Here is a 26,079-nt window from a genome sequence, read left to right as displayed (position 1 = left end):
GCTGCATCCACCAACATTCCATCGTCACCCGTTCGTTTGTGCGAAGGTTTAGTCGCTGCTACGGCAATGACCGGACAACGAACGATAGGGCTTGAAGTCGCAAACGAGGCATGCGGACCGAAGACCATCGGTTTCTTCAATTGCAACCCCGGCGAGCGACCGGACTGAACCCCGTGCCATACTTGCGGCTCCTCTCGCCCCTATGTCAACGACCGTGATGATTGCCTCTTCCGCGTCCATCGGCTTTAACTTCAACCCCCTCGACCGCCGCTCCGACAAGCGGGACGACCACGCCTTCTTCGAGCACCTACGCGGCGACCCGGCCGCGCGCTTTCTTGTCTTCGACGGCGACGTCCCCTTGCTCAAGCGAGGCAGCGAGCATGACCCTTGGTTCGTCGCCAGCGAGACCGCTGCCTTCGGCCAGCCGCTTCATAGCATCTTCCTCGGCGAAGACACCGACGGCAGCGGACGCTTTGCGCTCGGCTTCGCATTCAACCCTGCCCCAGAGGACCCATCGCCAGACACCGGCTATGACCGCATCGACCTTCGCTCGCTCGCGCTGCAAGACCTCGTCGCTGCGGGAGCGCTCGGAATACTGGCCGAGGCGAAATCGATGCTCGACTGGCATCGCCGCCACTCCTTCTGCGCAAACTGCGGCTCTCCAAGCCGCGTCACGGCGGCCGGCTGGCAACGCATCTGCGATGTTTGCGGCACGCGCCATTTCCCGCGGGTGGATCCAGTCGTGATCATGCTGGTAATAGACGGCGAACGGTGTCTGCTCGGACGCCAGCGTCAATTCGCCCCTGGCATGTACTCGGCGCTTGCTGGTTTCGTTGAACCCGGCGAGACCGCGGAAGACGCCGTGCGCCGCGAAGTGATGGAGGAGGCACGCGTGAAGTGTGCAGAGGTTGTCTACTTCGCGTCGCAGCCGTGGCCGTTTCCTTCATCGCTGATGATCGGCTGCTTTGCGCAGGCGAGCGATACCGACATCGTCGTCGATACGAACGAACTCGAGGACGCCCGCTGGTTCTCGCGCCAGGAGGTTGCGGCGATGCTCGCGGGAACGCATGCGGATGGGCTGTCGGCGCCCAAGCCGTTTGCCATCGCTCATCATTTGGTGCAGGCGTACGTCGAGAAGGGCGGCTCGGTATTGCTCGGCTGAGCGTCCTGCAAAAGGAGCGCTTGCAATTGCACGGAGTCGCCTGGTGTGCGAGGCCAGAGGCTGGATCGCTCACTCCGGCGTAAGGCGTCGATGGGGACCGATTCTCGCAGTCCTTCAAGCTTATCCCATCGGCCCGATTCGAATGACGCGTGCCGACCTGCCTCGCCCATCCGACTCATTCTGCGCGTCAGTGACTTCGACTTTCACGGTCGTCCGGTCGAAAGCTGGTAGGCCCGTTTTTCGTACAGTGACCAGACATAGCCGTCTGGTTTCAGTCCCACGCGGATAAAGCCAAGCGACTCGTAGTAGGCGCATAGCTTCGCGTTTTGGACGTCGCAGTCGAGCCGAACAAAACGCCGGTTCATGCCGCTCACCTTGTTAGCGCACCAATCAAGCATGAAGCTGCCAAGTCCACGTCCGTTAAAACCTTTTCTCACGCAAGGCCCATGCACATAACCGGCGATCGGTTCTTGCGGCCCCCAGTGGCTGTCATCGTCGAAATCGAGCGAAAACGTTCCGACGGACGTTCCATCTTGCTCGACGACATACACTTCTTTTTGGGAAACATTGTTTAATACCCATCTCTCGGAAAATCCGTCTCCTTCCTTGCCCCACGCATAGTCGCAGTGCGCCACCTTCTTTGCGTGTGCATCATTACGGATTTGTGTGAGGGCCGGTACGTCCCCTTCCCCTGCCATACGGATGATTCTTTTTGTCATCACTTATCCCTTTGATAGCTACGGGAGAGCGAATGTTAGCAGCATGCCGTCACAGTGAAAGCGGGCCACACGGTCGTTTTTCGTGGAGGTGCCAAGGCTTGCGCCCGGGTAACGGCTGACGTATCAGACTGGGCGCTCAAGCGGTAGCTCTACTTCTGAAAAATGGCGATGTTTTCTACAAGCCAGCGGGTCAGAGGCAAAGGAGCTTCTCCCGTCACCTCCTGGACAGTCGTGGTCGTTTCGCTCATTGCCGAGTCGCGGAATGCCTGGTCGAGACCGACAAGCAGGTCAACGACGAACGCCGGAAGCCCTTCTGCCAGCAGAATATCCCGCTTCTGTTCGAGGGTTCGCTCCCCATAAATGACTTTGCGGCCTAGCAGTCGTGAAAGTTCGTCTGCAATTTCATGCATCGTCATGGCACGTGGGCACGTGAGGTGATAGACACGCTGAGACTCAGGTTCCAACGATCAAGTGGTGCTTTGCATCGACCGCTACGGCCGACTGCGCGGGCGGTAGCCGCCCACAGAAGGACGCGACGCAACTATCAAACACATGCACCCGCAATGGGCATCGTGTCGAATTGCAAGATGACAGGCACAATACGCAGCGATGCCGCCGAAACGCGTCGTGCTCGATATTCGAATGCGCCGATACCGCATCACCGAATTCGCCTCTTCGATGCTTTCATGAACCACACTATCCTCGACCGTCCTGTCCCTCCCGCGCCCGTGCCGAATTCGCCGCGCTTCCTGCTGTTCCTGATCTGCCTGTTCGCCTCCGCCGGGCAGCTTGCGATCGATATCTACGTGCCGGCGCTACCCGCGATGGCGCGTTTCTTCGCTACTTCGCCTCAGGCAATCCAGTCGAGCGTTTCCGGCTACATGGCGGCTTACGCGCTCGGCCAACTCGTCTTCGGGCCCGTAGCCGATGCATACGGACGCAAACCCGTACTGGCTTTCGGCCTCGTCATTTTCACGATCGGCTGCCTGCTGTCGCTCGCCGCGCCGAATCTGGAGACGTTTCTCCTCGCCCGCTGCCTGCAGGGCTTCGGCATCGCCGCCACGAACCTGCTCGCGAAGGCAATCATCACCGACTCGTTTTCTGGGCAGGCGCTGATGCATGCGTTCACCTACATGGCAATCGCGTGGGGGCTTGCGCCGATCGTGGCGCCCGTGATTGGCGCCCACCTGCAGACGTTGTTTGGCTGGAAGGCGTGCCTCGTCTTCCTGCTCGTCTATTCGCTTGTAATGTGGGCGGTGATCTGGCGATACCGAGAAACGTTGCTGCGCCCGGTGCGCCTGGAGCCGCGCGCGCTGATGACAAACGCGGGCAAGGTGCTCTCGAGTCCGGTGTTCCAGAGTTGCTTCCTCGCCCAGGGCCTGTGCTACAGCATCTTGCTCGTCTTCAACATCATCGGACCGTTCATGGTGCAGAACACGCTGCACAAGCCCCCGACCTATTTCGGCTACCTCGCGCTCGGCATCGGGATGATGTATTTCCTGGGCGGCCTGTCGAACCGTATGCACGGCCCGCGTCTGCCGACCCCGGAACAGCGGCTGTACATTGGTGCGCGCTTGATGGCGGCCACGTCGATTGCGATGCTGTTGCTTGCGCTGACGGTCGGCCTGCGCGTATGGACGCTCGCTACACCCGTGCTCGTGATGGGGTTCTGCGCAGGCGCGATGTATCCGACGTTGATGGCCAAGGGCAACTCTCTGTTCCCGCACATCGCGGGCCTGACAAGCGCGATCCTCGGATGTGCACTGCTGCTCGTGTCGTCGGCAATGATGGGGCTCGCCGGCTTCTTGTCGGTGCAGGTCCTGACGCCGCTCGCGGTGTTCTTCGTGATCCTCGCGTTCGGGGTGGTCTGGATGGTGACGAAGCTGCTGCGACATCTGGCGCAACTGCAGCCCGACGCAGCCGTGTGCCGCAATGGCAAGGCGGCGTAGCGCGTAACCGGCGGCCGCTCAGGCGATCTGATTTCCCTGGAACGCCGTCAGGGTTCTTTTCCGATTGGATAAAGAGCGGCGGAATTTCGCTGATGAGCGCCGCCTTCGTTTCGGGTGCCGTGTCGGGCGACATACCGTGTCATCTCGCCTCCGCCCGTGGAATGACCGATGTGCACCGCATTCTTGAGATCGAGCGCCTTGGCGAGTTTGGCTGCGTAGGTGTCCATATCGTTGCCGCACACGGTTTGGGTCGATCGGACCATCATAATCAACGGTGATCGTGCCGGCACCCGTGTTCTCGCCGTGAAGCATAAGAGCTCGCTGAGGTTTGCTCGCGACGGATAACTGGGCCCGCCTCATCGAGGCCAAGTACCGCTTGAGAAGCAAACATTGCGGGCTCTGGTTAAGCGCGCCTTCGATATGCTTTACGGTACGCCAAGGCGATCGGTCTTGACGCCACAAGATTCGCCATGAACCGGCTATCTATCTGTATTACATTGATTATTTGCGATAATTTTCCGCGCAAAGATCCGCCAGAATAGCCGCCATGATCGCCTCCAAGCCCAAATATCCGTATTACGCGGTTCACCGGATGCATCCGCTGCTGCCTTCCGAGCCGAAGCTGGACGCCCTGCGCCCATTAGCCGCCGATGTGATCGGGCGGGCAAAGGATCTGGCAGCCCACGGCATGCCGCATCTGCGCAATCTGCTGCGCGAGGCGCTGCGGCCGATGAACTCCTACTATACGAACAAGATAGAGGGACAACATACCGAGCCGCTGCTGATCGAGCGCGCGTTGCAAAAAGATTTCTCCAGCAGGCCTGATGAAGCGCGCAAGCAACGCATCGCGGTCGCTCATATTGTCACCGAGCGCTGGGGCGAAAAGACTTTCCCCACATTCGACTCCAATGTGTTCTTTGAAGCGTCCGTACCTCAAGCCATTCATAGGCATCTGCACGACCAGTTGTCGCCCGAGGATCTTCTTCAGATTGACGACGATGGCAAAGAGGAAAAAATCACACCGGGTGTATGGCGGGATAGAGGTGTCAAGGTCGGCTCGCATATTCCCCCCGACCCGGCAACGGTACCGGACTTCATGGACGAGTGGTATCGAGGCTACCGTTATGCGCGAGCCGGTGAAACCGCGGTTATCGCTTTGATGGCGGCCCACCACCGGCTCGCGTGGATTCACCCGTTTCTCGACGGCAATGGACGCACCGCGCGACTGCATACTCATGCCGGACTTTCGGCGTTAGGACTGACGCAAGGACTATGGTCCCCAATGCGTGGCTTCGCTCGTGACCAGCGTGCTTACTATGATCATCTGATAGCCGCCGACCAACGCCGCAAAGGCGACTACGACGGGCGAGGGGTTTTGAGCGAAAGCGGTCTGGTGGAATTTATCGCTTTCTGCATGAACCTCTGCCTCGATCAGATCGGCTTCATGGACGGTATGCTCCAAATGCCCGCATTTGAGGCGAGGCTAGCCCAGATGCTGGCGGCGGAGGCGACCAAGAGCGACACCCGGTTCTTGAGAACTGAGGCGGCACCGCCGCTCGCCTATCTGGCAACCATCGAGTCGATGGACAGAGCCCGGTTCAAGGGCATGATGGGGCTAGCGAGCCGAACAGCGGATCGTGTGCTGGCGGATCTTTTCAAGCTGGGCATCGTTCGTTCGAGAACGCCCAAAGGTCCCGTTGAACTCGCATTGCCAATTACCTTGTTCCGATATCTGTTTCCGCGTCTATGGCCGGAAGCCGAAGCTGATACTGCTTGAAAAACAACCGAACACATCTGGGCAATCGTCGGTTGTTACGCTCGCCACGCGTCACGACCATGCCAGCTCAACGCGAACTCCAATCATCCGCACAGCAGCCCCTTCGCGGACGATCACGCAACAAATATTGCGGTAGCATTGCCACTGCAATCGCGCCGTGGGCGCATATCTCAATTCGTCATCTTACTATCCGTGAAAAACCCTGCCAAACCCTCGTGGGTCGACATCAAGGCTCAACTTACCGCGTTCGATCGCGCTGGTCTGCTAGGCCTCGTCCAGGACCTGTACGCCGCAAGCAAGGACAATCAGGCGTTTCTACATGCCAGATTCGGCTTGGGAAACGATGTCCTGAAGGTATACAAAAAGGTCATAGACACATGCGTATGGCCAGACGCTTTCAAGAATCAAGACGTATCGGTCTCGAAAGCGAAGAAAGCGATCTCCGACTACAAGAAAGCAATTGGTCGGCCAGAGGGCCTGACGGAACTTATGGTGTTCTATTGCGAGCGGGCCGCTGGATTCTGCGATGACATCGGGATGGAAGACGACGCCTTTTTCGGAGCGCTGGTGCGTATGTACGAACAGGCGCTGAAGTCGGTGGCCTCCCTGCCGGATGTCGAACGCGATGCGTTTATCGCTCGGCTCGATGCAGTACGCCGCGTTTGTGGCAACTTCGGTTACGGGGTCAGCGACGACATGAACGCACTGTTTGCTGATTACGTCTCCGACGACCGCTAATCGCGAACCAGGGTCACGATGGAGTAAGAGCTTGGCTCGTCCTGTTGCTAGGGTGGTGCGTCACAAATAATGCAACTTGATTGCAATTTGCGAGTCTAGCATCCAGCCGGATGGGTGTCGGCCGGAGTGGCTGCCGGAGAGCGCGTGCGTCATCTGATGCGGCTCCAAAGGGTTTGGGCAACTTTAGAAGATGATCCGGGTTATGCCAAAAAATAAGGTTTCCTTATCAATAAACGGCAATGAGATCCGCTGATTGTCCAGCGCTGGCATGCGGTAAGCCTCGTCCTGCGTTCCTTACAATGGGACAACGCATTCACCCGTTAATCCCACCAACCTTACAACGTCTGACCGGCGTCATGTCAGGTAACAAAGTGATGTTGCGGCGCAGGGTGCATTTGTGGCGCAATGAGCGGCGGTAGTGGACGGCGCGCCGCCGCCGATGCAATTAGATTGCGTTCGTAGCAGCGATCGAGATTGAAATTTTCTTTTAAGGTAGTTAAATATACAAAGCTTGTGTCGTCTCGTTGTCGGACTGCCAATCCGGTATGAAGAATGAGTCTGCATGGGACCGGAGTAGGCGCTATGGGATCAGAGTAAGCGCTCACTCCGGTCGACACAGAGGGAATGCACTTGAAAAGTGATTCGTGGACCTCGGGGCCTGCTTACAAAAAACATACGCATCCCCGATCACGGCGCGCGGTGAAGGGCTGCATCGCGCTCGTCGTTGCGACGTCCCTTGCGGCGTGCATGGTCGGCCCGGATTATCGCAAGCCCGAGGTCCAGGTACCCGAAGGGTTCAAGGAAGGCGTCGACTGGCAGCGCGCCGAAGCGAATCCGCAGGCTGCGATTTCGAGCACGTGGTGGCGCATGTATGGCGACGACAAGCTCAATGGTCTCGTCGAGCAGGCATTGCAGGCGAACCAGTCGATCGCGGCGGCCGAAGCCGCCTACCGCGTCGCGCTTGCAACCGTAGAGGAAGACCGGGCGGGCCTGTTTCCGGTCGTCAAGGCCGGCCTGTCCGGCTCGCGTTCCGGCGGCAATATCGGAGGGCTTGCGGCGAGTACCGGTTCGTCGTCGGTCGGGGCGGGTAACAGCGTCATTGCCTCCGGGACCGTCAGTTGGGAACTGGACCTGTGGGGACAGATACGGCGCCAGATCGAGCAAGTGAAAGCGAACGCCCAGTCATCGGATGCGCAGCTTGCCGGCGAACGCATCTCGATCGCGGCCAGTGTCGCGACCGACTACTTCCAGCTGCGCCAGGCAGACTTCGACATTCACGCGTTGAAGGAGCAGCAGGACATCGACAGCCGGATTCTCTCGATGACGCAAACCGGGTTCGCTGAAGGCGAAGCGTCGAACGACGACGTGCTCGACGCGCAGCAGACGCTCGAAATCGTGATCGCCGACCTGCAGGCGACCGAAACGACACGCGAGCAGGACGAGCACGCGATTGCCGTGCTGACCGGCACACCGCCGGAGTCATTCAGCATCGACTCCGATCCGGACTATCCTTTCATTTCACCTGCGTTGCCGCCGGCCCTGCCTTCCCAATTGCTCGAACGGCGCTACGACGTGGTGAGCGCCGAGCGCACGGCGGCGGCGGCCAACGCGGGCATTGGCGTGGCCGAAGCGGCGTTCTATCCGTCGCTGACGCTTACGGCCCAGGGCGGTTTCGCGCACAACACGCTGGCGCATCTGTTCACCGTGCCGAGCCGCTTCTGGACGCTCGGCCCCGATCTCGCGGAAACGATTTTCGACGCCGGCGCACGGACGGCCGCCGTGCACGGTGCGCGCGCGACCTACGACGAAGATGTCGCGAACTACCGGAATACGGTCCTGACGGCGTTCCAGAGCGTGGAGGACAGCCTGTCGTCGATGAATCACCTGCGGGCGCAGGCAAATGCGTTCGCGAAGGTGTACGACAGCAACAGCCGGCTGTTCGCAAGCCAACAGGCGCAATTCGATGCCGGCGCCGTCAGCCAGCAGAACGTTCTGACGCAACGGCTGACATTGATCCAGGCGGAGCAGAGTCTGCGCGACACGCAGGCGCTGCTCGCCGAAAGCAACGTGCTGCTCGTCAAGAACCTTGGCGGCGGCTGGCAGCGCGACGACGCGGAGGTCGCGTCGGTGCCGGCCGCCGCTTCATCGCCCGCTTCGGAAACTGCAGTACGACCTACCGCGGCGGGGTCAGCCGACTGACTTACATGCTGTTCCCTACGATGTGGCATTGCGCGGCGTAACGCGTGTGCCGGCCTCAAGCAAGAACGGAGTTCTCATGAAGTCACGTGCTCAGCGCGCGCCGCTGTCGTATCTGTGTCTGATCGTACTCGCCGCCTGCTCGAAAAGCGCGCCGCCTCCGCCTCCTCCGCAGGTTGCGGTGGTGACGGTGCACATGCAGTCGGTGCCGCTCGAGCGTCAGTTCGTCGGCCGGCTTTCACCTTACTACAGCGCGAACGTAACGGCCCGCGTGTCCGGCGTGCTGCTGCGGCGCACCTACACGGAGGGCTCGCCGGTTCGCGCGGGGCAGCTCCTGTTCGAGATCGATCCGGTCTTTTACCGTGCGCAGCTCAATAATGACCTCGCGCTGCTGGCCGAAGATCAGGCCACCTACGTCAACGACCACATCACGGCTCTGCGCAATCGCAAGCTGCTGCCGGTCGGTTCGGTCTCGCAGCAGACCGTCGACAATTCCGATGCCGCCGAACGCAGCGCGGCGGCCAAGCTCAAGGCCGACGAGGCAACCGTCCAGAGCGCACGGGTCTCGCTCAACTACACGCAGGTGACGGCGCCGATCAGCGGTATCGCCGGACAGCAACAGGTGACGGCGGGCGCGGTGGTCGGCACCAGCACGTCTGATACGGGTGGCAGCGGCACGCTGCTGACGACCGTCCAGCAGATCGACCCGATGTACGTGAACTTCACGCTCAGTTCCGCCGATCTGGCGACGCTGCAGCAGTCCCAGAGCAGCGGCTCGATCGATCTGTCGCAGCAGAATCACACCACGGTGCGGATCGCGCTGCCCAATCGCGCGTCGTACGGCACTGCGGGCACGCTTGATTTCTCAGACGTGACGGTGAATGCGGCGACCGGCTCGATCAATATGCGTGCGCTCGTCGCGAACCCGCAGCGGCGTCTGCTGCCCGGCATGTATGTGTCGCTAAGCGTCAATTTCGGCCAGCAGAACAATGTGTTCCTGATCCCGCAGCAGGCCGTGCAGCGCGACACGGTCGGCGCATATGTGTTCGTGGTCGGCGCGGACGGCAAGGTGGCGCGCAAGGACGTCGAGGCGACCAACAGCCTTGGCAACAACTGGGTTGTCACGCACGGGCTGGCAGACGGCGACCAGATCATCGTGACGGGTGTGCAGATGGCGCGGGAAGGGGCACCGGTGAAGACCGTCGCGTGGCAGCCGCCTGAGGCGGCGGCAGGTGCGTCGGCCTCGGCCGCGTCCATAGGGGTGGCGTCGAGTCCCGCGGCGTCACCGGCGTCGGCCGGCATGGCGAAATAGGAGAGCGCTCATGCCGAGTTTTTTCATTAACCGCCCCGTCTTCGCCTGGGTCATTGCGATCCTGATCTGCCTCTTCGGCATCATCTCGGTACACGGCATGGGGATCGATTCGTACCCCGACATCGCGCCGCCGGAAGTGACCGTTACGGCGCAGTACCCGGGCGCAAGCGCGCAGACGATGGAATCAACGGTGACCCAGGTGATCGAGCAGCAACTCACGGGCATCGACAACCTGCTGTATTTCAGTTCGACATCGAGCTCGAACGGCCAGACCCAGATCACCCTCACGTTCGCGACCGGCACCAACCCGGACATCGCGCAGGTGCAGGTGCAGAACAAGGTCACGCTCGCCCAGCCGCTGCTGCCTTCGCAGGTCACGCAGCAAGGGGTTGTGGTGGCGAAGGCGAGCCCGGACATCCTGATGTTCGTCGCGCTGCAGTCGGACAATCCGGCGATCGATGCAGGTCGTCTCTCCGATATCCTCGCGTCGCAGATCCAGCCCAACATCGGCCGTGTGAACGGGGTCGGCAATACGACGCTACTCGGCTCGGAGTACGCGGTGCGCATCTGGCTCGACCCCGACAAGCTGCAGAGTTACGGGCTATCGACGACCCAGGTGCTCAATGCCGTGTCCTCGCAGAATGCGCAGTTCGCAGCCGGCTCGCTAGGGGCTGATCCGGCCGTGAAAGGGCAGGTGTTTACGGCGAACGTGACGGGCGACAGCCTCTTTTCGTCGCTCAAGCAGTTCCAGGACATCATTGTCGTCGCGAACAGCAACGGCACTACGGTCAAGCTCTCCGACGTGGCACGCATTTCGTTCGGCTCGCAGACATACGGCTTTGCGCCGGTCTATAACGGCAAGGCGGCGGGGGGCATGGCCGTGTTCCTGTTGCCGGGCGCCAACGCGCTCGCGGTCGCGAAGGCGGTCAAAGCCGAGATGGCGGCGCTGGCGAAGGATCTGCCGGAAGGCGTCACATGGAGCGTGCCCTACGACACCACGCCGTTCATTACCGCGTCGATCGTGGACGTGATCCGCACGCTCGTCGAGGCGATCGTGCTGGTGTTTTTCGTGATGCTGATCTTCCTGCAGAATCTGCGGGCCACGATCATTCCGACGCTCGTGATTCCGGTCGCGCTGCTCGGCACTTTCATTGGCCTGTCGGCGCTGCACTACACGCTCAACCAGTTGACGCTGTTCGGCATGGTGCTCGCGATCGGCATCGTGGTCGACGATGCGATCGTCGTGATCGAAAACGTCGAGCGCATCATGACCGAGGAGCATTTAGAGCCAAGGGCGGCGACACGCAAGGCGATGGGCCAGATCACCGGCGCCATCATTGCGATCACGGTGGTGCTCTCCGCCGTGTTCATCCCATCCGCGCTGCAGCCGGGCGCGACCGGCATCATCTACGCGCAGTTCGCGCTGACGATCGCGGTGTCGATGGGATTCTCCGCGTTCCTCGCGATGTCGTTCACCCCTTCGCTGTGCGCGGCGATCCTGAAGCCCGAACACGCGGAGAAGAAGAACTGGTTCTACCGCTGGTTCGACCGTAGTTTCGACTGGACAACAAAAAAGTATCTCGGACATGCCGGCCGTGCCGTGCAGCATGCGCCGCGCTGGATGATCGCATTCGTGCTCGTCGTGGTGCTGACTGGCTTTCTGTACACGAAGCTGCCGACCAGCTTCGTGCCTGACGAGGATCAGGGCTTCGCGCTCGCACTTATCAACCTGCCGCCCGGCTCGACGCTGGAGAGCACCGATCACGTGATGACCGAGGTGCGCGACAAGCTCACGCACAGTCCGTTCAGCAAGGAAATCGTGGGGATTTTCCAGCCAGAAGGTTTCAGCTTTGTCGGCACGAGCGAAAACGTCGGCATGTCGTTCATCAAGCTGGCAGACTGGGACAAGCGCGATGACACCGCGATGACGCTGATTCCAAAGATCAACCAGACCCTTCATGGCATTTCCGATGCGCAGATCTTCGCGGTGAATCTGCCGACCATCCGCGGTCTCAGCCAGTTCGGCGGCATCGACATGTATTTGCAGGCACGTGAAGGCCAGTCGCGCGCGGAGCTTGGTCAGGCCACGGGCACGCTGCTCGCCGGTGCGGCGAAGAGCCCGGTGCTGTTCGGGATCCGCCCCAACTCGCTGCCGAGCGCACCGCAACTGGACATCGCGGTGGACCGGACCCAGGCCCAGGCAATGGGCCTCACGCTGACCGATGTCTACAACACGCTCCAGATGGAGCTCGCGCCGTTTTACATCGACCAGTTCACTTACGGCGGGCGCGTGAAGCGCGTCTATATCCAGGCGGATGCGCCGTACCGGATGGGGCTCGATGCGCTCCAGCACCTGTATACGCCGAGCGTTTTCACAAACAGCGCCGGCACCAGCACGACCGCGAGCCAGTCGTCATCGACCGTCGCGAGCACGTCGTCGAACGGATTTACGACGCCCGCCGATCCCTCGCCCGCGAATACGTCGATCAGCCCCTACAACATGGTGCCGCTCGCAAGCGTGGTGAATGCCAAATGGAGCTTCGGACCGACGGTGCTGCCGCGCTACAACGGCTATTCCGCGATCGAGATCGTCGGCAACTCTGCTCCGAGCTATTCAACCGGGCAGGCGATCGATGTGCTGCAGAATATCGTGGACCGCCAGTTACCGACGGGTTTCGCGGCGGACTGGACCGGGCAGTCGTTCCAGGAATTGCTGTCAGGCTCGTCGGCGGTGACGCTGCTATTGCTGTCGATCGTGGTGGTGTTCCTGTGTCTCGCCGCGCTGTATGAAAGCTGGTCGATTCCGGCTGCAGTGCTGCTGGTCGTGCCGCTCGGCATGCTCGGCATGCTGGCATTCTGTCTCTCGTTCGGAGTACCAAACGATATCTACTTCAAGATCGGCCTCGTGACCGTGATCGGTCTCGCGGCGAAAAACGCGATCCTGATCGTCGAGTTCGCGGTGGAGGGTCAGCAACGTGGCATGACGCTGCGCGATGCCGTCCTGACCGCAGCCCGGCTGAGACTGCGTCCGATTTTGATGACATCGATGGCCTTCATTCTCGGCGTGTTCCCGCTCGTTATCTCGTCAGGTGCAGGCGCCGCTTCGCGTCACGAGATTGGCACCGGCGTAATCGGCGGCATGCTGTTTGCGACGTTCCTCGGTCTGCTGCTGATTCCGGTGTTCTATGTAGCAGTACGGCGAATGCTTGGCGACAAGCTCGACGAGGTATCGCACAAGATGCCTCATCACGACGGCGGCGACGAGGACGGCAAGCACGACGGTGGGACACCGGGTGGTGACGGTCATGGCGGCGGTAGCGGGAGCGGGAGCGGCCAAAGCCCTGCCGGGGAGGGCGCGCCAGCCTAGCGAGCCGACGCGCGCCAGATGCGACGCGCTTCGGTCAGCCATGCACCGGCGCAGCAACCGATGAAAAACACACGGCAACAGGCGCTGGAGACGCGCAACCAGATTCTCGACGCCGCCGAGAGGGTCTTCGCCGAGCATGGCGTCGCCCATACGACGCTGGAGGAGGTCGCGGTGCGGGCTGGGTTCACGCGCGGCGCGATTTACGGACACTTTCGCAACAAGGGCGCGTTATTCGTCGCCATGACGAACCGGGTCATGCTGCCAATGGAAATGCTGGTCGCAGCATCGGTTGATGCCGGCGAACCCGATCCGCTAGGCAGGATACGGCAACTGCTGGTGTTCTGCCTCGGCAAGGCCGTAGTTGAGCCACACAGCCGCCGTGTGTTCGAAGTGCTGTTCACGAAGTGTGAGCACACACGCGACATGGATCTTGTGTTTGATCGACAGCGCAACGCCGCCCGAGATGGAAGAAAGCAGCTTGAGCTTGCTTTGCGTAACGCCATCACACGAGGGCAGTTGCCGTTCGACCTGGATACGGCCCGCGCGTCAAGCGTCGTGCATGCGTTTCTCGGCGGGGTCTTGCGAGACTGGCTGCTGGAGCAGGATTCGATCGTATTGCCGCGCGATGCTGAATATCTGGCGGATGTGTGCATCGGCATGCTGGCGGATTCGCCTTCGTTGCGGCGAAGGTGCGGCGATGTGCATTCGCTTGAATGATTTGGTGCGGGACTTGGCCGGTGGCTCCGTTGGCGGACGTGCTCAGCGCCGGTCAGCGACGAGATCTACACGCCATTGTCAACGGCTCTGGTTTCTTCCAGCATGGGCATACTTACATTCGCCACTCTATAGCTTGCGCGGCGGCGCTCTAGGTCCAGCGGGTCGTCGCGGACGAGAAGTTACGCGCAGTGGTAAAAAGCGAAGCGATAAAGCGCGGCCTGATGGTCTATCCGATGCACGGTACAGTGACGGCGCGTCAGAAGACCACGTTCTTCTGACGCCACCGTTCATCGCGACGGCCGGACAAATCGACACCCGACGCCATAGACAGCGCATCAACCGCAATCGGCGCACCGGGCGCTCGCTAAGTCACAATCAAACTCTTGGACAACCCATGACCCATCGCCTTCCGAATTTCGATATCGCCAACGCCACCGACGAACAAAAAACAGTTCTTCAAAGCATCCTGAACGGTCCACGCGGCAACTTGAACGGCCCGTTCCTCGGATGGATTCACAGCCCGGAACTGGCTGACCACGCTCAGCGGCTTGGCGCGTTTTGTCGATACAAGACGGGCTTGTCACTGCGCTTGTCTGAGCTGGCAATTCTCGTCACCGCCGCGCGATGGCAATCGCAAGGGGAGTGGTTCATTCACTATCCCATCGCGTTAGATGCAGGCGTTCCGAAGGCGGTAGCCGACGCTATCCACGGAGGCGAGCGGCCATCGTTCGATGACGCCGACGACGCGCTCATCTATGAATTTGCCACGGAGCTATACGAGACCCGTCGAGTATCCGATAAAACGTTCGCCGCAGCCGTCGCACGCTTCGAGCATGTGGTCGTCATCAATCTGGTCGGATTGCTCGGTTACTACGTGTTGGTCGCGATGACCCTGAACACGTTCGGCATGCGCGCCGAAGGGCAGACTACACTACCGTTCCCGGAATAACGAACCCTGATTAAAAAGCCACCTTACTTCGAAGGTGGCTTTTTTTACGTGCTACGAGTCGTCACATTCGGACCCAGCGCTCACAAAAAAGGCAGCATCAACCCGCGATGCGCGTCCATGCCTTATGGTTTTTAATGGATTGATATGTATACATAGTAATAGTTAACAAGCATCGACCGTTTCTGTGGATAAGCGATCAATCTCCCTTCGGATCAACGCTCTAGCGAAAAGGTAACTCGCGTACCAAGTGGGGAGTGCGACGGTGGCCGAAGGATAACTTCTGGCGTTTGATGCTCGGTACTCGAGTTATCAAGATTCCACCCACAGCTCTTCACTGAGTTATGCCGGAGTTATCCAGAGCTTTGCGTGCAGCAAGCAACGGTGCGCCACCAACATCGGCTCACTCATAAAGCTGCACGAGGGCTTCGCGGTTCACCACCACGATCTGGCTGTACTGCACCTTGATCCACCCCAGCCGAGACCACTCGGCGAGCTTGCGATTCATCGTCTGCCGGCTACTGCCCAGCAGCATGCTCAAGTCTTCCTGCGGCAAATGCAGGTCGATCATCCGTCCCGCCGGATGATCTGCCCCATACGCATCGACCAGCGTCACAAGATGCTTCGCGAGCCGCGCCGACAAACTCAGCAACGCGTGATCCTCGACCAGCGCGAACGAATATCGAATCACCGCGCACAACAGCAGCGCAAATTCTCGATATAAAGCCGGACGCCGCCCCAGCAGCGCCTCCACATCGCGTCTTGCGAGCGTCAGCAACACGCACGGTCCGCAAGCGCGAATGTCATGCGTGCGCGGACCGCCATCGATCAATCCAATCTGCCCGAACCATTCATCCCGCCCGTAGTAATTGAAGATTGCCTCGCGACCTTCCGCCGACACCGAGCTGATCCGCACCGCCCCAGACAGCACGCGATAGAGCGAATCGGACGGCGCGTGTTTGCTGTGAATCGCGTCGCCGGCGTCGAGTTGGCGAACCGACCCGCGCTCGACTATCCAGTCGATCTCCTCCAGAGGCAACGCCGCGAGCACCGGGTCCTTGCGGACGCATGAGCGCAGTCGGGCAAGCGTATCCGCGTTGGTCCACGGACGCTCGCCGCCGTTCTCAGGGAATTGGGAGACTGTCATGTAGGCGACACTTTATTCGACGAAGTGCGGTTATAAACATGTTCACACGACGCGATGCTTCGCGTCTGACGACAGCTTAACGGCACCGGGAGAAACCGGCTCGGCAGCCCAAAAAAGTTTAGAAGAGACAGAGCGGGCCGGGTGTACGCCGGGCGGCTCATCCAATGGAGGACGTTCCTGTGCCATCACATTTACCCCTGCGTATCCTGATCACCGGCGGAACTGGTTTTATCGGCAAGCGGATTGCGCGTCACTTGCTCGATGCAGGCACGTTCCAGTTGGAGGGCGAAGCGCCCCGCGAGATCGGCAAGATCATTCTCTTCGACGCCTTCCCCGGCGAAGACGTACCCAGCGATGCCCGCATTGAAGTCCGCATTGGCGATATCGACGACCGCGAGACCGTCGCGGAGATCACGCGCGATGTCGATCTCGTCTGGCATCTCGCCGCGGTCGTCAGTTCGGCGGCCGAGGCCGATTTCGATCTCGGCATGCAGGTGAATTTGTACGGCCTGCTGAACCTGCTCGAAGCATTGCGCGAGCGCAACACGCGCACGCGTCTGGTCTATGCAAGCGGCTTCGCGGTGTTCGGCGGAGAACTGCCGCCCGTCGTCACCGATGCAACCGCGCCCACGCCTAAATCGTCGTATGGCATGCAGAAGGCGGTCGGCGAATTGCTGGTGGCTGACTACAGCCGCCGGGGTTTTATCGATGGCCGCACGCTGCGCCTGCCAACCATCACGGTTCGTCCGGGCAAACCCAACAAGGCCGCGTCGACCTTCGTCAGTTCGATCATCCGCGAGCCGCTCAACGGTCAGCGGGCGGTGTGTCCGGTGAAGCCCGACACGGTTGTGTATATCTCGTCGCCGCGTCGCGCACTCGACGCCATGCTGCGCGCGATGCATCTCGCCGATGCCACCATCGGCGCCGAGCGCACGCTGCCATTACCGGGGCTGGCGGTCAGCGTTGCCGGGATGGTGGAATCGCTTGCCCGCGCGGGCGGTGTGGCGGCGACCGGGTTGATCGATTGGGTGCCGGATGCTCAGGTGCAGCGCATTGTGGAAAGCTGGCCGACACATGTCGAAGCTGCGCGTGCGAGCGCGCTGGGTTTTCATGCCGATCCGGACTTCGATGCCATCGTAAAAGCGCATATCGAGGACGAAGCTGTCCCCGTCGCGCGTACGGTTGACCCGCGAGGAGTAAGCGCATGAGCACACTATCCACGCCAGTTTCGGATCTGGAAAAGCAGACGATCAGCCGCGTGACGCGCAGGTTGATCCCGTTTCTGGCGCTGCTTTTTATCATCGCTTTTCTCGATCGAACCAACGTAGGTTTCGCCGCGTTGCGAATGAACCAGGACATTGGCATCAGTCAGACTTTGTATGGTTTCGGCGCGGGCATCTTCTTTCTCGGCTATTTTATTTTCGAAGTGCCGAGCAACATTTTCATGCATCGATACGGCGCACGCCTCTGGATCGCGCGGATCATGGTGACGTGGGGCATCGTGGCGAGCGTGATGGGAATGCTGCAAACGCCCGTGCATTTCGTCGTGCTGCGGGCGCTCCTCGGGGTCGCTGAAGCGGGGTTCTTTCCGGGCGTCATCTATCTGCTCTCGTTGTGGTTTCCCGCGCGGTACCGCGCGCAGGTGATCGCGGGTTTCTATCTCGGCGTGCCGATCTCCCAGGTGATCGGCGCGCCGCTGAGCGTCAGCCTGATCGAGCTTGGCGAACATATCGGCGTGACGGGTTGGCGGTTGATGTATGTGCTCGAAGGTCTGCCGGCAATCTTGCTGGGGGTGGTCTGCTGGTTTTATCTGAGCGATAGGCCGTCGGAAGCGCGCTGGCTCACCGACGAACAACGCAATTGGCTCATGCGTACGCTCGCGGCCGAGGAAGCCGCGAAACCGCTTGCCGTGGGCAAAGGCATGAGCCACGGCGCGCAGATCCGGACGGTGCTGAAGAACCGCGTTGTCTGGGCGATGGCATTGACTTACTTCGGCATCACGTCCGGCTCGAACGCGATGAACTTCTTCTTCCCCAGCGTGCTCCAGTCGTTTCAGGAATCGTTTGGGATCAAGCTCGGACTGCTGCAAAACGGCCTGATTACAGCGATCCCGTACGCGCTTGCCGGCGTTGCCATGTTCTATCGGAGCAGGCGCTCGGACCGCAAGCAGGAGCGCTATGTTCACGTGGCCAGCGCTGCACTTCTGGCCGCGGTATCCATCGCGATTGCGCTCGTTGTGGACCATCCGCTGGCGACTATCGTGGGATTCATTCTGCTCGCAATCGGGGTCTATAGCGCGGTGATCACGTTCTGGGCTATCCCGGGTCAGGTACTCACGGGCGTGGGCGCGGCAGCGGGTATTGGACTGATCAATTCAGTCGGCAACCTGAGCGGTTTTGCGGGTCCGTACCTCATTGGACTGATCAAGACGGCGACCGGCAGCTATACGCCGGGCTTCCTGCTGATCGCCGCGTTGGTCGGCGCGGGCGGGGTGGGCGCGCTGTTGTTGCCGCGCCGTCCCGGATCGGCGACCATGCCGATAGTGACTACCGAACAGCGAGGTGACGCATGAAGGACGAGGTGATTGCATTTCTGGGGACCGGCCTGATGGGCGAGCCGATGGCGCGCAACCTGCTGGCGGCCGGGTATGGCGTGCGAGCCTGGAATCGCTCGAAGGAGAAGGCTTCCGCGCTCGCTGAAAAAGGAGCCGTGGTTTGCGACACGCCAGCAGACGCCGCTCAAGGCGCGAACGTGCTGATCTGCATGCTGAGCGATGGTCCGACCTGCGACGCCGTGGTATTCCACGACAAGACTGTCCTGGCTGCGCTCAGCGCCGGCGCGACGGTGATCGTGATGAGTTCGATTCCCGTGGAGACCGCCGTCGAACAGTCGCGAACGAGCGCCGAGCGGGGTTTTCGTTATCTCGACGCGCCGGTGTCAGGCGGCCAGCAAGGAGCGATCGATGCAACGCTTGCGATCATGGCCGGCGGCGAGCTGGATACCTTCGAGGCGGCGCGCGAATTGATGGGTGCGATGGGTCGCCCGGTGCGCGTTGGCCCCGCCGGAACAGGGCAGCAGACGAAGCTTGCGAATCAGTTGATCGTGGCAAACACGATTGCTGCCGTGGCCGAAGCGTTGTTGTTCGCGGAGCGTGGCGGCGCGGACCCGGCAAAGGTTATCGAGGCGCTTGCCGGTGGCTTTGCCGATTCGCCGATCCTGCGCAAGCACGGCCAACGCATGATCGACGAAACGTTCGCGCCCGGTGGCGCCGCGAAGTATCAGTTGAAGGACACGCGTACCGCGTTGGCGCGGGCGCGGTCCCTCGGGCTGGAGTTGCCGGTGGCGCATGTTGTGGATGCGCTGTTCGCTTCAATGGTCGATCACGGCGACGGCGACCTCGACCATAGCGCGCTCATTCGCGAGATCCGGCGGGAGAACAACTTGCCGGTAAGTCGTAAAGACAGTTGAGCGCATGGGCGAGTTTCAGACCGTCTTCAGCATCCCGCCATCGACGAAATAAGTCGATCCCACGCTATAGCTCGCACGCTCCGAGCATAGGAAAACGATAAAGCTCGCCAGCTCGTCGGGTGTAGCGAAACGGCGAATGGGCGCGTGTTCGTCGGCGACGTGTTGCAAATGCGCTTCCCAGTCGCCGCCCGAATCGCGCGTCAGTTCCTTGGCCGTCTTGATCCAGTCGGGTGTCAGCACAAGCCCCGGATTGATCGTGTTGACGCGAATATTGTCCTTGATCAGCTCGTTCGCCAGATTCTTCGACAGCATCATCAACGCGGCTTTCGTCACGTTATAGATAGGCTCGTAGCCGAGCGGCTGCGTCGCGCAGATCGACGCGTTGTTCAGGATCGCGCCACCGCCACGCGCTTTCATCAACGGCACGAGACCGCGCGCGAGGCGCACGGCCGCCATGACATGAAGGTCCCAATAGGACTGCCATTTCTCGTCGGGCGCATCCATGATGGTCTCGTTGCTACCCGTGCCGGCGTTGTTGAAGAGGATATCGGCGCCGCCGAAATTCGTGCTCGCAGCAGCAACGATCTTGTCGACGCCTGCGGTGGTGGCGACGTCGCAAGCGACCGGCACCGCCGATACGCCAAACTCCCGCGCGATGCGCGCAGCAGCCTCCGTTAGCCGTTCTTCCTGCCGCGCCGCGAGCAGCAAATTCGCGCCTTCCGCCGCGAAGGCCTCCGCGACAGCGAGCCCGATGCCTACGCTCGCGCCCGTCAATACGACAACCTTGCCGCGCAGATTCAGATCCATTTTTATCGTCTCCTTTTAGGTGCTTAAGCTTAAGTGTTCAGTGCGCCGCGGATCGCGGCAAGCCACAATCCGACCGCGTGTGCGCCGGGATCGGCAAAACCCAGCGCACGATCGCCCACGTAACTGGAACGTCCGAGCCGCGGGGTCATTGACGCCGTTTGCGCAGCGCCTGATGTCGCTGCATCGACGACTGCTTTCAATGCTTCGTCCGTATCGATACCGCCCGATGTCGCGAGGGCGCTTTGCAGTGCGACGGCCGCCGGATGCAGCGCATCGACCATGGTTCGATCGCCGGGATGCGCGCCACCCAGCGCCGTCACGCCATCGACGGCCGCAGTGAACGCCGCTGACCAATCCTTGGCAGCAGACTCGCCAGACTGTTCGATAGCCGCTGCCGCGCGCAACAGCATAACCGCGTAGAGCGGCCCCGATGTGCCGCCCACCACGCGCCGGATTGTGGCGGACATGGTCCGCAGCACGGCCCCCGGTGTGTGCTCTGATGGATAGGTATCGATCTCGTGAAGGATGCTCCGGGCCGCCCGTGACAGGCTGATGCCGAGATCGCCGTCGCCCACGCGCTGATCCATCTCGGTCAGGACCGGTTCGGCTTCGAGAACGCACGCGCATACCGCTTCGATAACCCGTCGCAACGACGAGTCACGCGAGAGTCGGGCGCCGCTAGCGATGACTGGCGCGACAGGTGCCGGCTTACTCGATGCCTGCGCGACGCGGCCGCTCAACGCGGGCCATGCTGTGGTCTGCGCAGCCGCGTCGAGCCATGCGAGCCGTTGATCGTCCACGCGCAATAACGTGAGGGAAATGCCGGCCATATCGAGCGCGCTCAGGAACGTGCCGGACCATGCCCGCTCGACCTGAACCCGATGTTCGCGAAGGGTGCGCAGCGCCGATCCCGCAACAATGCTCAGTTCGCTCGACGGCGTGCCGCCCAGATTGTTCACGAGCAACGCGACGCGGTCACCGGGCTTCAATGCAAGATCGCCGATGATCTTCGCGAGCAGGCGCCCGACAATCTGCGCGGCCGGTTCGAGCGCGCCGCGCTCCATGCCGGGCTCGCCGTGAATGCCGAGACCCCATTCGATTTCATCGTCGGCGAGCTGGAAACCCGGCTTGCCAGCGGCTGGCACCGTGCACGGCGTAAGAGCCACGCCCATGGTGCCAAGCGATGCCGCCGTGTCGCGCGCAATCTGCGCTACTTCGCTGAGCGGCCGGCCCTCGGTGGCAGCGGCGCCCGCAATCTTGTGCACGAACACGGTCCCGGCGAGACCGCGCCGGCCGGCGTGCTCGCCGTGTGCGGAAAGAGCGACATCGTCGGCGACGATCACCATGTCCACCGCAATGCCCTCAGCCCGCGCGATCTCCGCGGCAAGGCCGAAATTGAACCGGTCGCCCGTGTAGTTCTTGACGATGAGAAGCACGCCTGCGGGACCGGCTACAGCCCGGATGGCATCGAGGACGGCATCGGTCGAGGGCGACGTGAAGACCTCGCCGGCGACCGCCGCGCTGAGCATTCCAGGACCCACGTAACCGCCGTGAGCAGGTTCGTGCCCCGAGCCGCCGCCGGAGATCAGGGCCACTTCGCCGCGTGCTGCTGCCGCCTCGGCATCGGCGCGCACGATGATCGTGCTGCCCTGCAGCAACGACAAGCCCGGGTTGAGCGCAGCGAGTCCGTCGAGCATGTCGGGCACGACTTCGGAGACGTCGTTGATGAGCTTTTTCATGTCAGCCATCCTTCTTTGAAGCCGCTGGCTCTTCGGTACGAGCCCTGTGCGGTTGGGAGACATGATAGATGGCCCGACTGCATCGCGCTTTTGCGTTCTTCAATCGCTCTTACATCGCGCTTGTCAGTCACGCATGTCAGTCGAGAAACTCGGCCGCGCGTTGCTGAAGCATGGCCCTGAAGTCATCAAGCCAGCCGATGGACAGCCGCCAGCTCTGCCAATACAGATCGACATCGATATGCGCGCCCGGCACCATTTCAACCAGCTCGCCCGACGCGAGTGCCGGCCCGATCATCTGCGTGGGACACATGCCCCACGCCATGCCGGACAGGCACGCCCGCAGATAGCCCGCAACGTGTGGAATCAGATGGCGCGGCGGATCGAGATCCGCCCGCGTGATCCGCCGCATGAAGCGCTTTTGCATCTGATCCTTCGGACTGAAGTCGACGCGCGGCGCGTGACGCAGCGCATCCCGCGTGACCCCTGCGCTGAAGTGCCGGTCAAAGTACGCCGGTGAGCAAACGGGCAGGTAGCGCATGCGCCCGAGCTTGGTCGAGCGGCATCCCTGCACCGGCTCGGCTTGCGTGGTGACCGCGCCTTGCACGCTGCCGTCGCGGAGTTGTTGCGCCGTGTATTCCTGATCTTCGATAACCAGATCCAGCAGCATTTCCCGTTCGGCGCAGAAGCCGGAGATGGCATCGATGAACCAGGTGCCCACGCTGTCGTCGTTGACCGCCATGCGAAACGTTGGCCACTTTCCAGCGATCATGCCCGGCAAGGTTGGCATCTGCCCGCCGAGTTCTGTTTCGAGTCGCTGCACGCGTTCTATATGACGACAAAGCAGCGCGCCCGGAGGCGTAGCAATACACGGCTGGCCGCGCTTCACCAGCACGCTTCCGACTCTTTCCTCCAGCAGTTTCACTCGCTGTGAGACGGCCGATGGCGTTACGTTCAGTTCCCGCGCGGCGCGATCGAACGAGCCGAGGCGCACGACCGCTCCGAGTGCATCGAGCAAGGCGTAATCCAACATTAGTAAAATTTAACTCGCATTAGGAAAGTTAGCTTCTTTTAAGCATCGACGAAAGGCAGACTACGCCTGTTGGTAGTGCCCGTCCACCGGCCTCTTGAACCGGGCCAAGGCTCCGGCTGCCGCGCCTCCGCGCCTCGCTACCCGCTGCAAAACAGCACCCTTCTCCCGGAAAAACCATGACTCCATTGCCGTTTCAACTCGAGCGTTATTTCGCCGTTCACGAATTCACCGCCCGCTATCTGCTGTGCAGCTCCGATCCGGAATCCATGTCGATCGCTGACCTGCTTGCGTTCGAACCCGGTTCCATGGAAGGCCTTGGCAGCCTGCGTCTGGGCTACACCGAATATCCGGGTGCGCCTGAACTTCGGCGAGAACTTGCAACGTTGTACGAATCAATCGATATCGATAACCTGATCGTGCACACGGGCGCTCAGGAAGCGATTTTCTCGTTCGTCCATTCGATGCTCAAGGCGGGCGACCATATGATCGTCCACATGCCTGGTTATCAGTCGCACTACTCGATTGCTGAAGCGGCGGGTGTTTCAGTGTCGCCGTGGCTTGCATGCGAATCGGAGAATTGGGCCCTGGATCCCGATGAGTTGGAGAAGCTCGTCAGGCCGGAAACGAAAGCGTTGCTGATCTGCGCTCCGCATAATCCGACCGGTTATCTGCCTGAGCGCGAGCGGTTTGAAGCTATTGTCGAGTTCTGCCGGCGACGTGGTCTCTGGCTATTCAGCGACGAGGTTTATCGAGGGCTGGAGCATGATCCCGCAGCTCGTTTGCCGGCGGCCTGCGATCTCTATGAGAAAGCGATATCGCTTGGGGCTTTATCGAAGTCGCATGGTTTGGCGGGGCTGCGCGTTGGCTGGGTCGCCACCCGGGATCGCGATGTGCTCGCGGCCATGAGCGCGTTCAAGGACTACCTGACCATCTGCAATAGCGCGCCCAGCGAGTATCTCGCGGCCATTGCGGTGCGTAACACGGGCGCGTTGATCGAACGCAATACGTCGATTGTCAGGAATAACCTGGCCATCCTCGATCCGTTCTTCGAACGTCATCAAGAGATCCTGGAGTGGCGTCGGCCGTCAGCAGGGACGGTCGCGTTCCCTAGACTGAGGCGCGGGGGAGCCGAGCGCTTCTGTGCTGAAGTCCTGGAATATACAGGCGTACTTCTGCTTCCCAGCACGCTGCTCGATCATGGCGACGAGCATTTCCGTATTGGCCTCGGACGGAGAAACTTGCCGGAGGTCCTGAAAATATTCGAGAACTATTTGCGTGAGCGCGGTACGAAGTAGGACCGCCGGGAAAGAGCTGACCGACTCAGGTTTGTCGACTTCTCCCCTTCCGGGGCCGGTGCCGACGAGCACTGGCGCTTTACGTTTGCCGATTCACTCGTACACTAAGGTGCTATATCGCTAAGACTCACGGACGTGCAAATCACGGAGTGCAAAATATGAAGTGGCTACTTGTATCGCTTGCAGCGTTGGTTGGATACAGCGCACATGCTCAGAACGCTGAACCGAAGCAGGCCTCGAGTGCCTACTCGTCACCGCGGTTCACTCGCGATACCACCGAGGACATCAACGTCCAAATGGAAACGGATCATGAAACAGGCTGCCGTTATCTGATTGCAGAAGGCCAGGGCATCACGCCGCTTCTGAAGAGTAACGGCACGCCCGACTGCAACGCGCCGAAACTCGGGCAGCAATAGCCAACGCGCAGCGTTGCGAGGTCTTGATCGACCGCGCGGCCGGGAAATGGAAAATGGCAAATGAGCCCGAGCGAGGCAAGTCGCCAAGCGCGGACGCCGAGCAGAAAAGCGTGACACGCCGTGGTTGAAGTCATTGAGGGACAAGTGTTGCCCGATGACTTGCGCTTCCGGTTCAATGACAAAGGCCCCGCCCAGCGTGATGGGGAAGCCGCCTTCGACGGAGCCCGTCACCGCCGTGCCGTGTGTTCCCGCGTCGGTTGCCTGACTCGATAACGGCTCCACCGTGACCGACGATCCCATCAAGCACCGCATCCACATACCGGCCCGACCGACATGCGCCCAGCATCCGCCGAGGCTATAGGCGTTCACCGCCAGGTGGCCGACACCGACATTGGGAAAACCTGGCGCAAAGCCGTCGACATCGCCGGCTGCCCGGGCGAAACCGACGAACAAACCGTAGTGGTTCCGATGACCTGACGCCGTCACGTCCGAGTAGAGGTCATGGCCGACTTGCGCGCCGAAAATCGAGCCGTCGAACTCCGGGTTCGCCGCGCCGTCCAGGCTGCTTTCCGAATGTCCGTCCCAGACGCGTCCCGACGCGGCCGGCAGCGTGCCGGTTTCGGTGAGCTATGACTGGTCACCTTGCCGGTCGCGGAGGTTATCGATTTGCTGAATGCTGATTTGCCTGGCGACCATCGGAATGGCGGCGTACAGCGCCACTTCCGGGCGATACAAGGGATCGGGCGCGGAACCGGGTGGGGGCGGGGTAGACAAGGGCGGAGTGCCCGCGGCAGCAATCGGGTCGCTGGTCGACAGTATTGTCGGGCGGCGAGCCGGATGAAGCGACCTTGGGGGCCCGGGCGACGTTCCAGCAGGTGTACCGGGCGTCCGTGGGATCGACGTGACGGAGCGCTGGGTTGCGTCGGCGCAACCCAGGGTGCCAGGCTACGAAATTGCGCAAATACCGCGCTCGCTGGTCCGGGCCGTCACGCCGCCCTTCGCCCGGTAGTACGAATACGCGCCCGCCTTGACGGATGCGGGGAGCGAAATCGCGCCGACGGCAGAAATGGCGCCATTGGCGGCTTGAACCACCTGTATGCCGTCGGCGACCGGTCGCAGCACCCGTACCGCCAATGCTCGTGATCAGCAGCGTTCTGGAGCCGCTGGCATTGCGACTACGCTTCCCCACCAAGGTTTACCCCGATGGCTACCGAAACGGGTCACAACCGAGCGCCGCGCTTGAATGCGATATATCACCGACCGCGAGTGTCCCGGCGCCAATCTTCACTCCGTC

General features: G+C 61.2%; 22 protein-coding genes and 3 pseudogenes. 16 read left to right on the top strand and 9 right to left on the bottom strand.

Annotated elements, in window-relative coordinates; translation table 11 throughout:
• The first annotated feature begins 217 nt into the window (after positions 1-217).
• Positions 218-1,162, top strand: a complete 945-nt coding sequence (gene nudC / locus ACSQ36_RS18535) for an NAD(+) diphosphatase (protein ID WP_436182940.1) — start codon at positions 218-220, stop codon at positions 1,160-1,162.
• Between the two features lie 203 nt (positions 1,163-1,365).
• On the opposite strand, the gene ACSQ36_RS18530 is transcribed toward nudC, so the two are convergent.
• Both ACSQ36_RS18530 and ACSQ36_RS18525 read right to left on the bottom strand, forming a co-directional pair.
• Positions 1,366-1,881 (bottom strand): N-acetyltransferase family protein, encoded by a 516-nt coding sequence (locus tag ACSQ36_RS18530; RefSeq protein WP_436182939.1) that lies wholly within the window; start codon positions 1,879-1,881, stop codon positions 1,366-1,368.
• Positions 1,882-2,030: 149 nt separating this feature from the next.
• On the bottom strand, positions 2,031-2,297 hold the full coding sequence (locus ACSQ36_RS18525) for a hypothetical protein (protein WP_436182938.1): 267 nt from the start codon (positions 2,295-2,297) through the stop codon (positions 2,031-2,033).
• A gap of 270 nt (positions 2,298-2,567) precedes the next feature.
• Here ACSQ36_RS18525 and ACSQ36_RS18520 point away from each other — a divergent pair, with 270 nt between their 5' ends.
• Complete coding sequence (locus ACSQ36_RS18520; protein ID WP_436182937.1) at positions 2,568-3,830, top strand: multidrug effflux MFS transporter; 1,263 nt, start codon at positions 2,568-2,570, stop codon at positions 3,828-3,830.
• 37 nt (positions 3,831-3,867) lie between these two features.
• Here ACSQ36_RS18520 and ACSQ36_RS18515 read toward each other — a convergent pair.
• A pseudogene (locus ACSQ36_RS18515) lies at positions 3,868-4,087 on the bottom strand (alpha/beta fold hydrolase); the annotation flags it as partial.
• A gap of 290 nt (positions 4,088-4,377) precedes the next feature.
• Between ACSQ36_RS18515 and ACSQ36_RS18510 the strand changes: the two are divergent.
• From ACSQ36_RS18510 to ACSQ36_RS18475, 8 genes and pseudogenes are all read left to right on the top strand, one after another.
• On the top strand, positions 4,378-5,607 hold the full coding sequence (locus ACSQ36_RS18510) for a Fic family protein (protein ID WP_436182936.1): 1,230 nt from the start codon (positions 4,378-4,380) through the stop codon (positions 5,605-5,607).
• A gap of 138 nt (positions 5,608-5,745) precedes the next feature.
• Positions 5,746-6,345 (top strand): hypothetical protein, encoded by a 600-nt coding sequence (locus tag ACSQ36_RS18505; RefSeq protein ID WP_436182935.1) that lies wholly within the window; start codon positions 5,746-5,748, stop codon positions 6,343-6,345.
• Between the two features lie 630 nt (positions 6,346-6,975).
• Positions 6,976-8,544 (top strand): efflux transporter outer membrane subunit, encoded by a 1,569-nt coding sequence (locus ACSQ36_RS18500; protein WP_436182934.1) that lies wholly within the window; start codon positions 6,976-6,978, stop codon positions 8,542-8,544.
• A gap of 76 nt (positions 8,545-8,620) precedes the next feature.
• Entirely contained in the window at positions 8,621-9,853 is a 1,233-nt protein-coding gene (locus tag ACSQ36_RS18495) for an efflux RND transporter periplasmic adaptor subunit (RefSeq protein ID WP_436182933.1), read from the top strand.
• Positions 9,854-9,863: 10 nt separating this feature from the next.
• Positions 9,864-13,220, top strand: coding sequence for an efflux RND transporter permease subunit (locus ACSQ36_RS18490; RefSeq protein WP_436182932.1), 3,357 nt, complete (start codon positions 9,864-9,866; stop codon positions 13,218-13,220).
• Positions 13,221-13,280: 60 nt separating this feature from the next.
• Positions 13,281-13,937: a TetR family transcriptional regulator gene (locus ACSQ36_RS18485; protein ID WP_436182931.1), complete on the top strand. Its 657-nt coding sequence runs from the start codon at positions 13,281-13,283 to the stop codon at positions 13,935-13,937.
• A 56-nt stretch (positions 13,938-13,993) separates the two neighbouring features.
• Positions 13,994-14,250: pseudogene (locus ACSQ36_RS18480) on the top strand (aspartate aminotransferase family protein); the annotation flags it as partial.
• An 81-nt stretch (positions 14,251-14,331) separates the two neighbouring features.
• Positions 14,332-14,886, top strand: coding sequence for a carboxymuconolactone decarboxylase family protein (locus ACSQ36_RS18475; protein WP_436183218.1), 555 nt, complete (start codon positions 14,332-14,334; stop codon positions 14,884-14,886).
• A gap of 400 nt (positions 14,887-15,286) precedes the next feature.
• Here ACSQ36_RS18475 and ACSQ36_RS18470 read toward each other — a convergent pair whose 3' ends face one another.
• Entirely contained in the window at positions 15,287-16,030 is a 744-nt protein-coding gene (locus tag ACSQ36_RS18470; RefSeq protein WP_436182930.1) for a Crp/Fnr family transcriptional regulator, read from the bottom strand.
• Positions 16,031-16,227: 197 nt separating this feature from the next.
• Here ACSQ36_RS18470 and denD point away from each other — a divergent pair, with 197 nt between their 5' ends.
• From denD to ACSQ36_RS18455, 3 genes are read left to right on the top strand one after another with little or no spacing between them, the layout of a single operon-like run.
• On the top strand, positions 16,228-17,238 hold the full coding sequence (gene denD / locus ACSQ36_RS18465; RefSeq protein WP_436183217.1) for a D-erythronate dehydrogenase: 1,011 nt from the start codon (positions 16,228-16,230) through the stop codon (positions 17,236-17,238).
• Positions 17,235-18,602 (top strand): MFS transporter, encoded by a 1,368-nt coding sequence (locus tag ACSQ36_RS18460; RefSeq protein WP_436182929.1) that lies wholly within the window; start codon positions 17,235-17,237, stop codon positions 18,600-18,602. Before denD ends, ACSQ36_RS18460 begins: the two co-directional genes overlap by 4 nt.
• Positions 18,599-19,498: an NAD(P)-dependent oxidoreductase gene (locus tag ACSQ36_RS18455; protein ID WP_436182928.1), complete on the top strand. Its 900-nt coding sequence runs from the start codon at positions 18,599-18,601 to the stop codon at positions 19,496-19,498. Before ACSQ36_RS18460 ends, ACSQ36_RS18455 begins: the two co-directional genes overlap by 4 nt.
• A 15-nt stretch (positions 19,499-19,513) precedes the next feature.
• On the opposite strand, the gene ACSQ36_RS18450 is transcribed toward ACSQ36_RS18455, so the two are convergent.
• The 3 genes from ACSQ36_RS18450 to ACSQ36_RS18440 form a co-directional block, all read right to left on the bottom strand.
• Positions 19,514-20,305 (bottom strand): SDR family NAD(P)-dependent oxidoreductase, encoded by a 792-nt coding sequence (locus tag ACSQ36_RS18450; RefSeq protein WP_436182927.1) that lies wholly within the window; start codon positions 20,303-20,305, stop codon positions 19,514-19,516.
• A gap of 29 nt (positions 20,306-20,334) precedes the next feature.
• Positions 20,335-22,044 (bottom strand): dihydroxyacetone kinase subunit DhaK, encoded by a 1,710-nt coding sequence (dhaK, locus tag ACSQ36_RS18445; RefSeq protein ID WP_436182926.1) that lies wholly within the window; start codon positions 22,042-22,044, stop codon positions 20,335-20,337.
• 136 nt (positions 22,045-22,180) lie between these two features.
• The gene (locus ACSQ36_RS18440) at positions 22,181-23,074 is read right to left on the bottom strand and encodes a LysR family transcriptional regulator ArgP (protein WP_213768223.1); all 894 of its coding nucleotides are present in this window, start codon (positions 23,072-23,074) and stop codon (positions 22,181-22,183) included.
• Positions 23,075-23,250: 176 nt separating this feature from the next.
• Between ACSQ36_RS18440 and ACSQ36_RS18435 the strand changes: the two genes are divergently transcribed.
• Positions 23,251-24,369 (top strand): aminotransferase class I/II-fold pyridoxal phosphate-dependent enzyme, encoded by a 1,119-nt coding sequence (locus ACSQ36_RS18435; RefSeq protein ID WP_436182925.1) that lies wholly within the window; start codon positions 23,251-23,253, stop codon positions 24,367-24,369.
• 158 nt (positions 24,370-24,527) lie between these two features.
• Entirely contained in the window at positions 24,528-24,785 is a 258-nt protein-coding gene (locus ACSQ36_RS18430; RefSeq protein WP_213768225.1) for a DUF6440 family protein, read from the top strand.
• Positions 24,786-24,968: 183 nt separating this feature from the next.
• On the opposite strand, the pseudogene ACSQ36_RS18425 reads toward ACSQ36_RS18430, so the two are convergent.
• A pseudogene (locus ACSQ36_RS18425) lies at positions 24,969-25,346 on the bottom strand (autotransporter domain-containing protein); the annotation flags it as partial.
• A 112-nt stretch (positions 25,347-25,458) separates the two neighbouring features.
• Here ACSQ36_RS18425 and ACSQ36_RS18420 point away from each other — a divergent pair.
• On the top strand, positions 25,459-25,626 hold the full coding sequence (locus ACSQ36_RS18420) for a hypothetical protein (protein WP_436182924.1): 168 nt from the start codon (positions 25,459-25,461) through the stop codon (positions 25,624-25,626).
• 104 nt (positions 25,627-25,730) lie between these two features.
• Here ACSQ36_RS18420 and ACSQ36_RS18415 read toward each other — a convergent pair whose 3' ends face one another.
• The gene (locus ACSQ36_RS18415) at positions 25,731-25,907 is read right to left on the bottom strand and encodes a hypothetical protein (RefSeq protein ID WP_436182923.1); all 177 of its coding nucleotides are present in this window, start codon (positions 25,905-25,907) and stop codon (positions 25,731-25,733) included.
• Positions 25,908-26,079: the final 172 nt, after the last annotated feature.

This window comes from Caballeronia sp. LjRoot34 (assembly GCF_964253815.1).
Lineage (GTDB): Bacteria > Pseudomonadota > Gammaproteobacteria > Burkholderiales > Burkholderiaceae > Caballeronia.
Note: the sequence above shows the minus strand (reverse complement) of the source record. Positions and strands in the feature narration are given on the sequence as shown.

Excerpts from the sequence above, each read along its gene's own strand:
- nudC (WP_436182940.1), top strand. The coding sequence starts at position 218 with ATGATTGCCTCTTCCGCGTCCATCGGCTTTAACTTCAACCCCCTCGAC.
- ACSQ36_RS18530 (WP_436182939.1), bottom strand. The coding sequence starts at position 1,881 with ATGACAAAAAGAATCATCCGTATGGCAGGGGAAGGGGACGTACCGGCC.
- ACSQ36_RS18525 (WP_436182938.1), bottom strand. The coding sequence starts at position 2,297 with ATGACGATGCATGAAATTGCAGACGAACTTTCACGACTGCTAGGCCGC.
- ACSQ36_RS18520 (WP_436182937.1), top strand. The coding sequence starts at position 2,568 with ATGAACCACACTATCCTCGACCGTCCTGTCCCTCCCGCGCCCGTGCCG.
- ACSQ36_RS18510 (WP_436182936.1), top strand. The coding sequence starts at position 4,378 with ATGATCGCCTCCAAGCCCAAATATCCGTATTACGCGGTTCACCGGATG.
- ACSQ36_RS18495 (WP_436182933.1), top strand. The coding sequence starts at position 8,621 with ATGAAGTCACGTGCTCAGCGCGCGCCGCTGTCGTATCTGTGTCTGATC.
- ACSQ36_RS18490 (WP_436182932.1), top strand. The coding sequence starts at position 9,864 with ATGCCGAGTTTTTTCATTAACCGCCCCGTCTTCGCCTGGGTCATTGCG.
- ACSQ36_RS18485 (WP_436182931.1), top strand. The coding sequence starts at position 13,281 with ATGAAAAACACACGGCAACAGGCGCTGGAGACGCGCAACCAGATTCTC.
- ACSQ36_RS18475 (WP_436183218.1), top strand. The coding sequence starts at position 14,332 with ATGACCCATCGCCTTCCGAATTTCGATATCGCCAACGCCACCGACGAA.
- ACSQ36_RS18470 (WP_436182930.1), bottom strand. The coding sequence starts at position 16,030 with ATGACAGTCTCCCAATTCCCTGAGAACGGCGGCGAGCGTCCGTGGACC.
- ACSQ36_RS18460 (WP_436182929.1), top strand. The coding sequence starts at position 17,235 with ATGAGCACACTATCCACGCCAGTTTCGGATCTGGAAAAGCAGACGATC.
- ACSQ36_RS18455 (WP_436182928.1), top strand. The coding sequence starts at position 18,599 with ATGAAGGACGAGGTGATTGCATTTCTGGGGACCGGCCTGATGGGCGAG.
- ACSQ36_RS18450 (WP_436182927.1), bottom strand. The coding sequence starts at position 20,305 with ATGGATCTGAATCTGCGCGGCAAGGTTGTCGTATTGACGGGCGCGAGC.
- dhaK (WP_436182926.1), bottom strand. The coding sequence starts at position 22,044 with ATGAAAAAGCTCATCAACGACGTCTCCGAAGTCGTGCCCGACATGCTC.
- ACSQ36_RS18440 (WP_213768223.1), bottom strand. The coding sequence starts at position 23,074 with ATGTTGGATTACGCCTTGCTCGATGCACTCGGAGCGGTCGTGCGCCTC.
- ACSQ36_RS18435 (WP_436182925.1), top strand. The coding sequence starts at position 23,251 with ATGACTCCATTGCCGTTTCAACTCGAGCGTTATTTCGCCGTTCACGAA.
- ACSQ36_RS18430 (WP_213768225.1), top strand. The coding sequence starts at position 24,528 with ATGAAGTGGCTACTTGTATCGCTTGCAGCGTTGGTTGGATACAGCGCA.
- ACSQ36_RS18420 (WP_436182924.1), top strand. The coding sequence starts at position 25,459 with ATGCTGATTTGCCTGGCGACCATCGGAATGGCGGCGTACAGCGCCACT.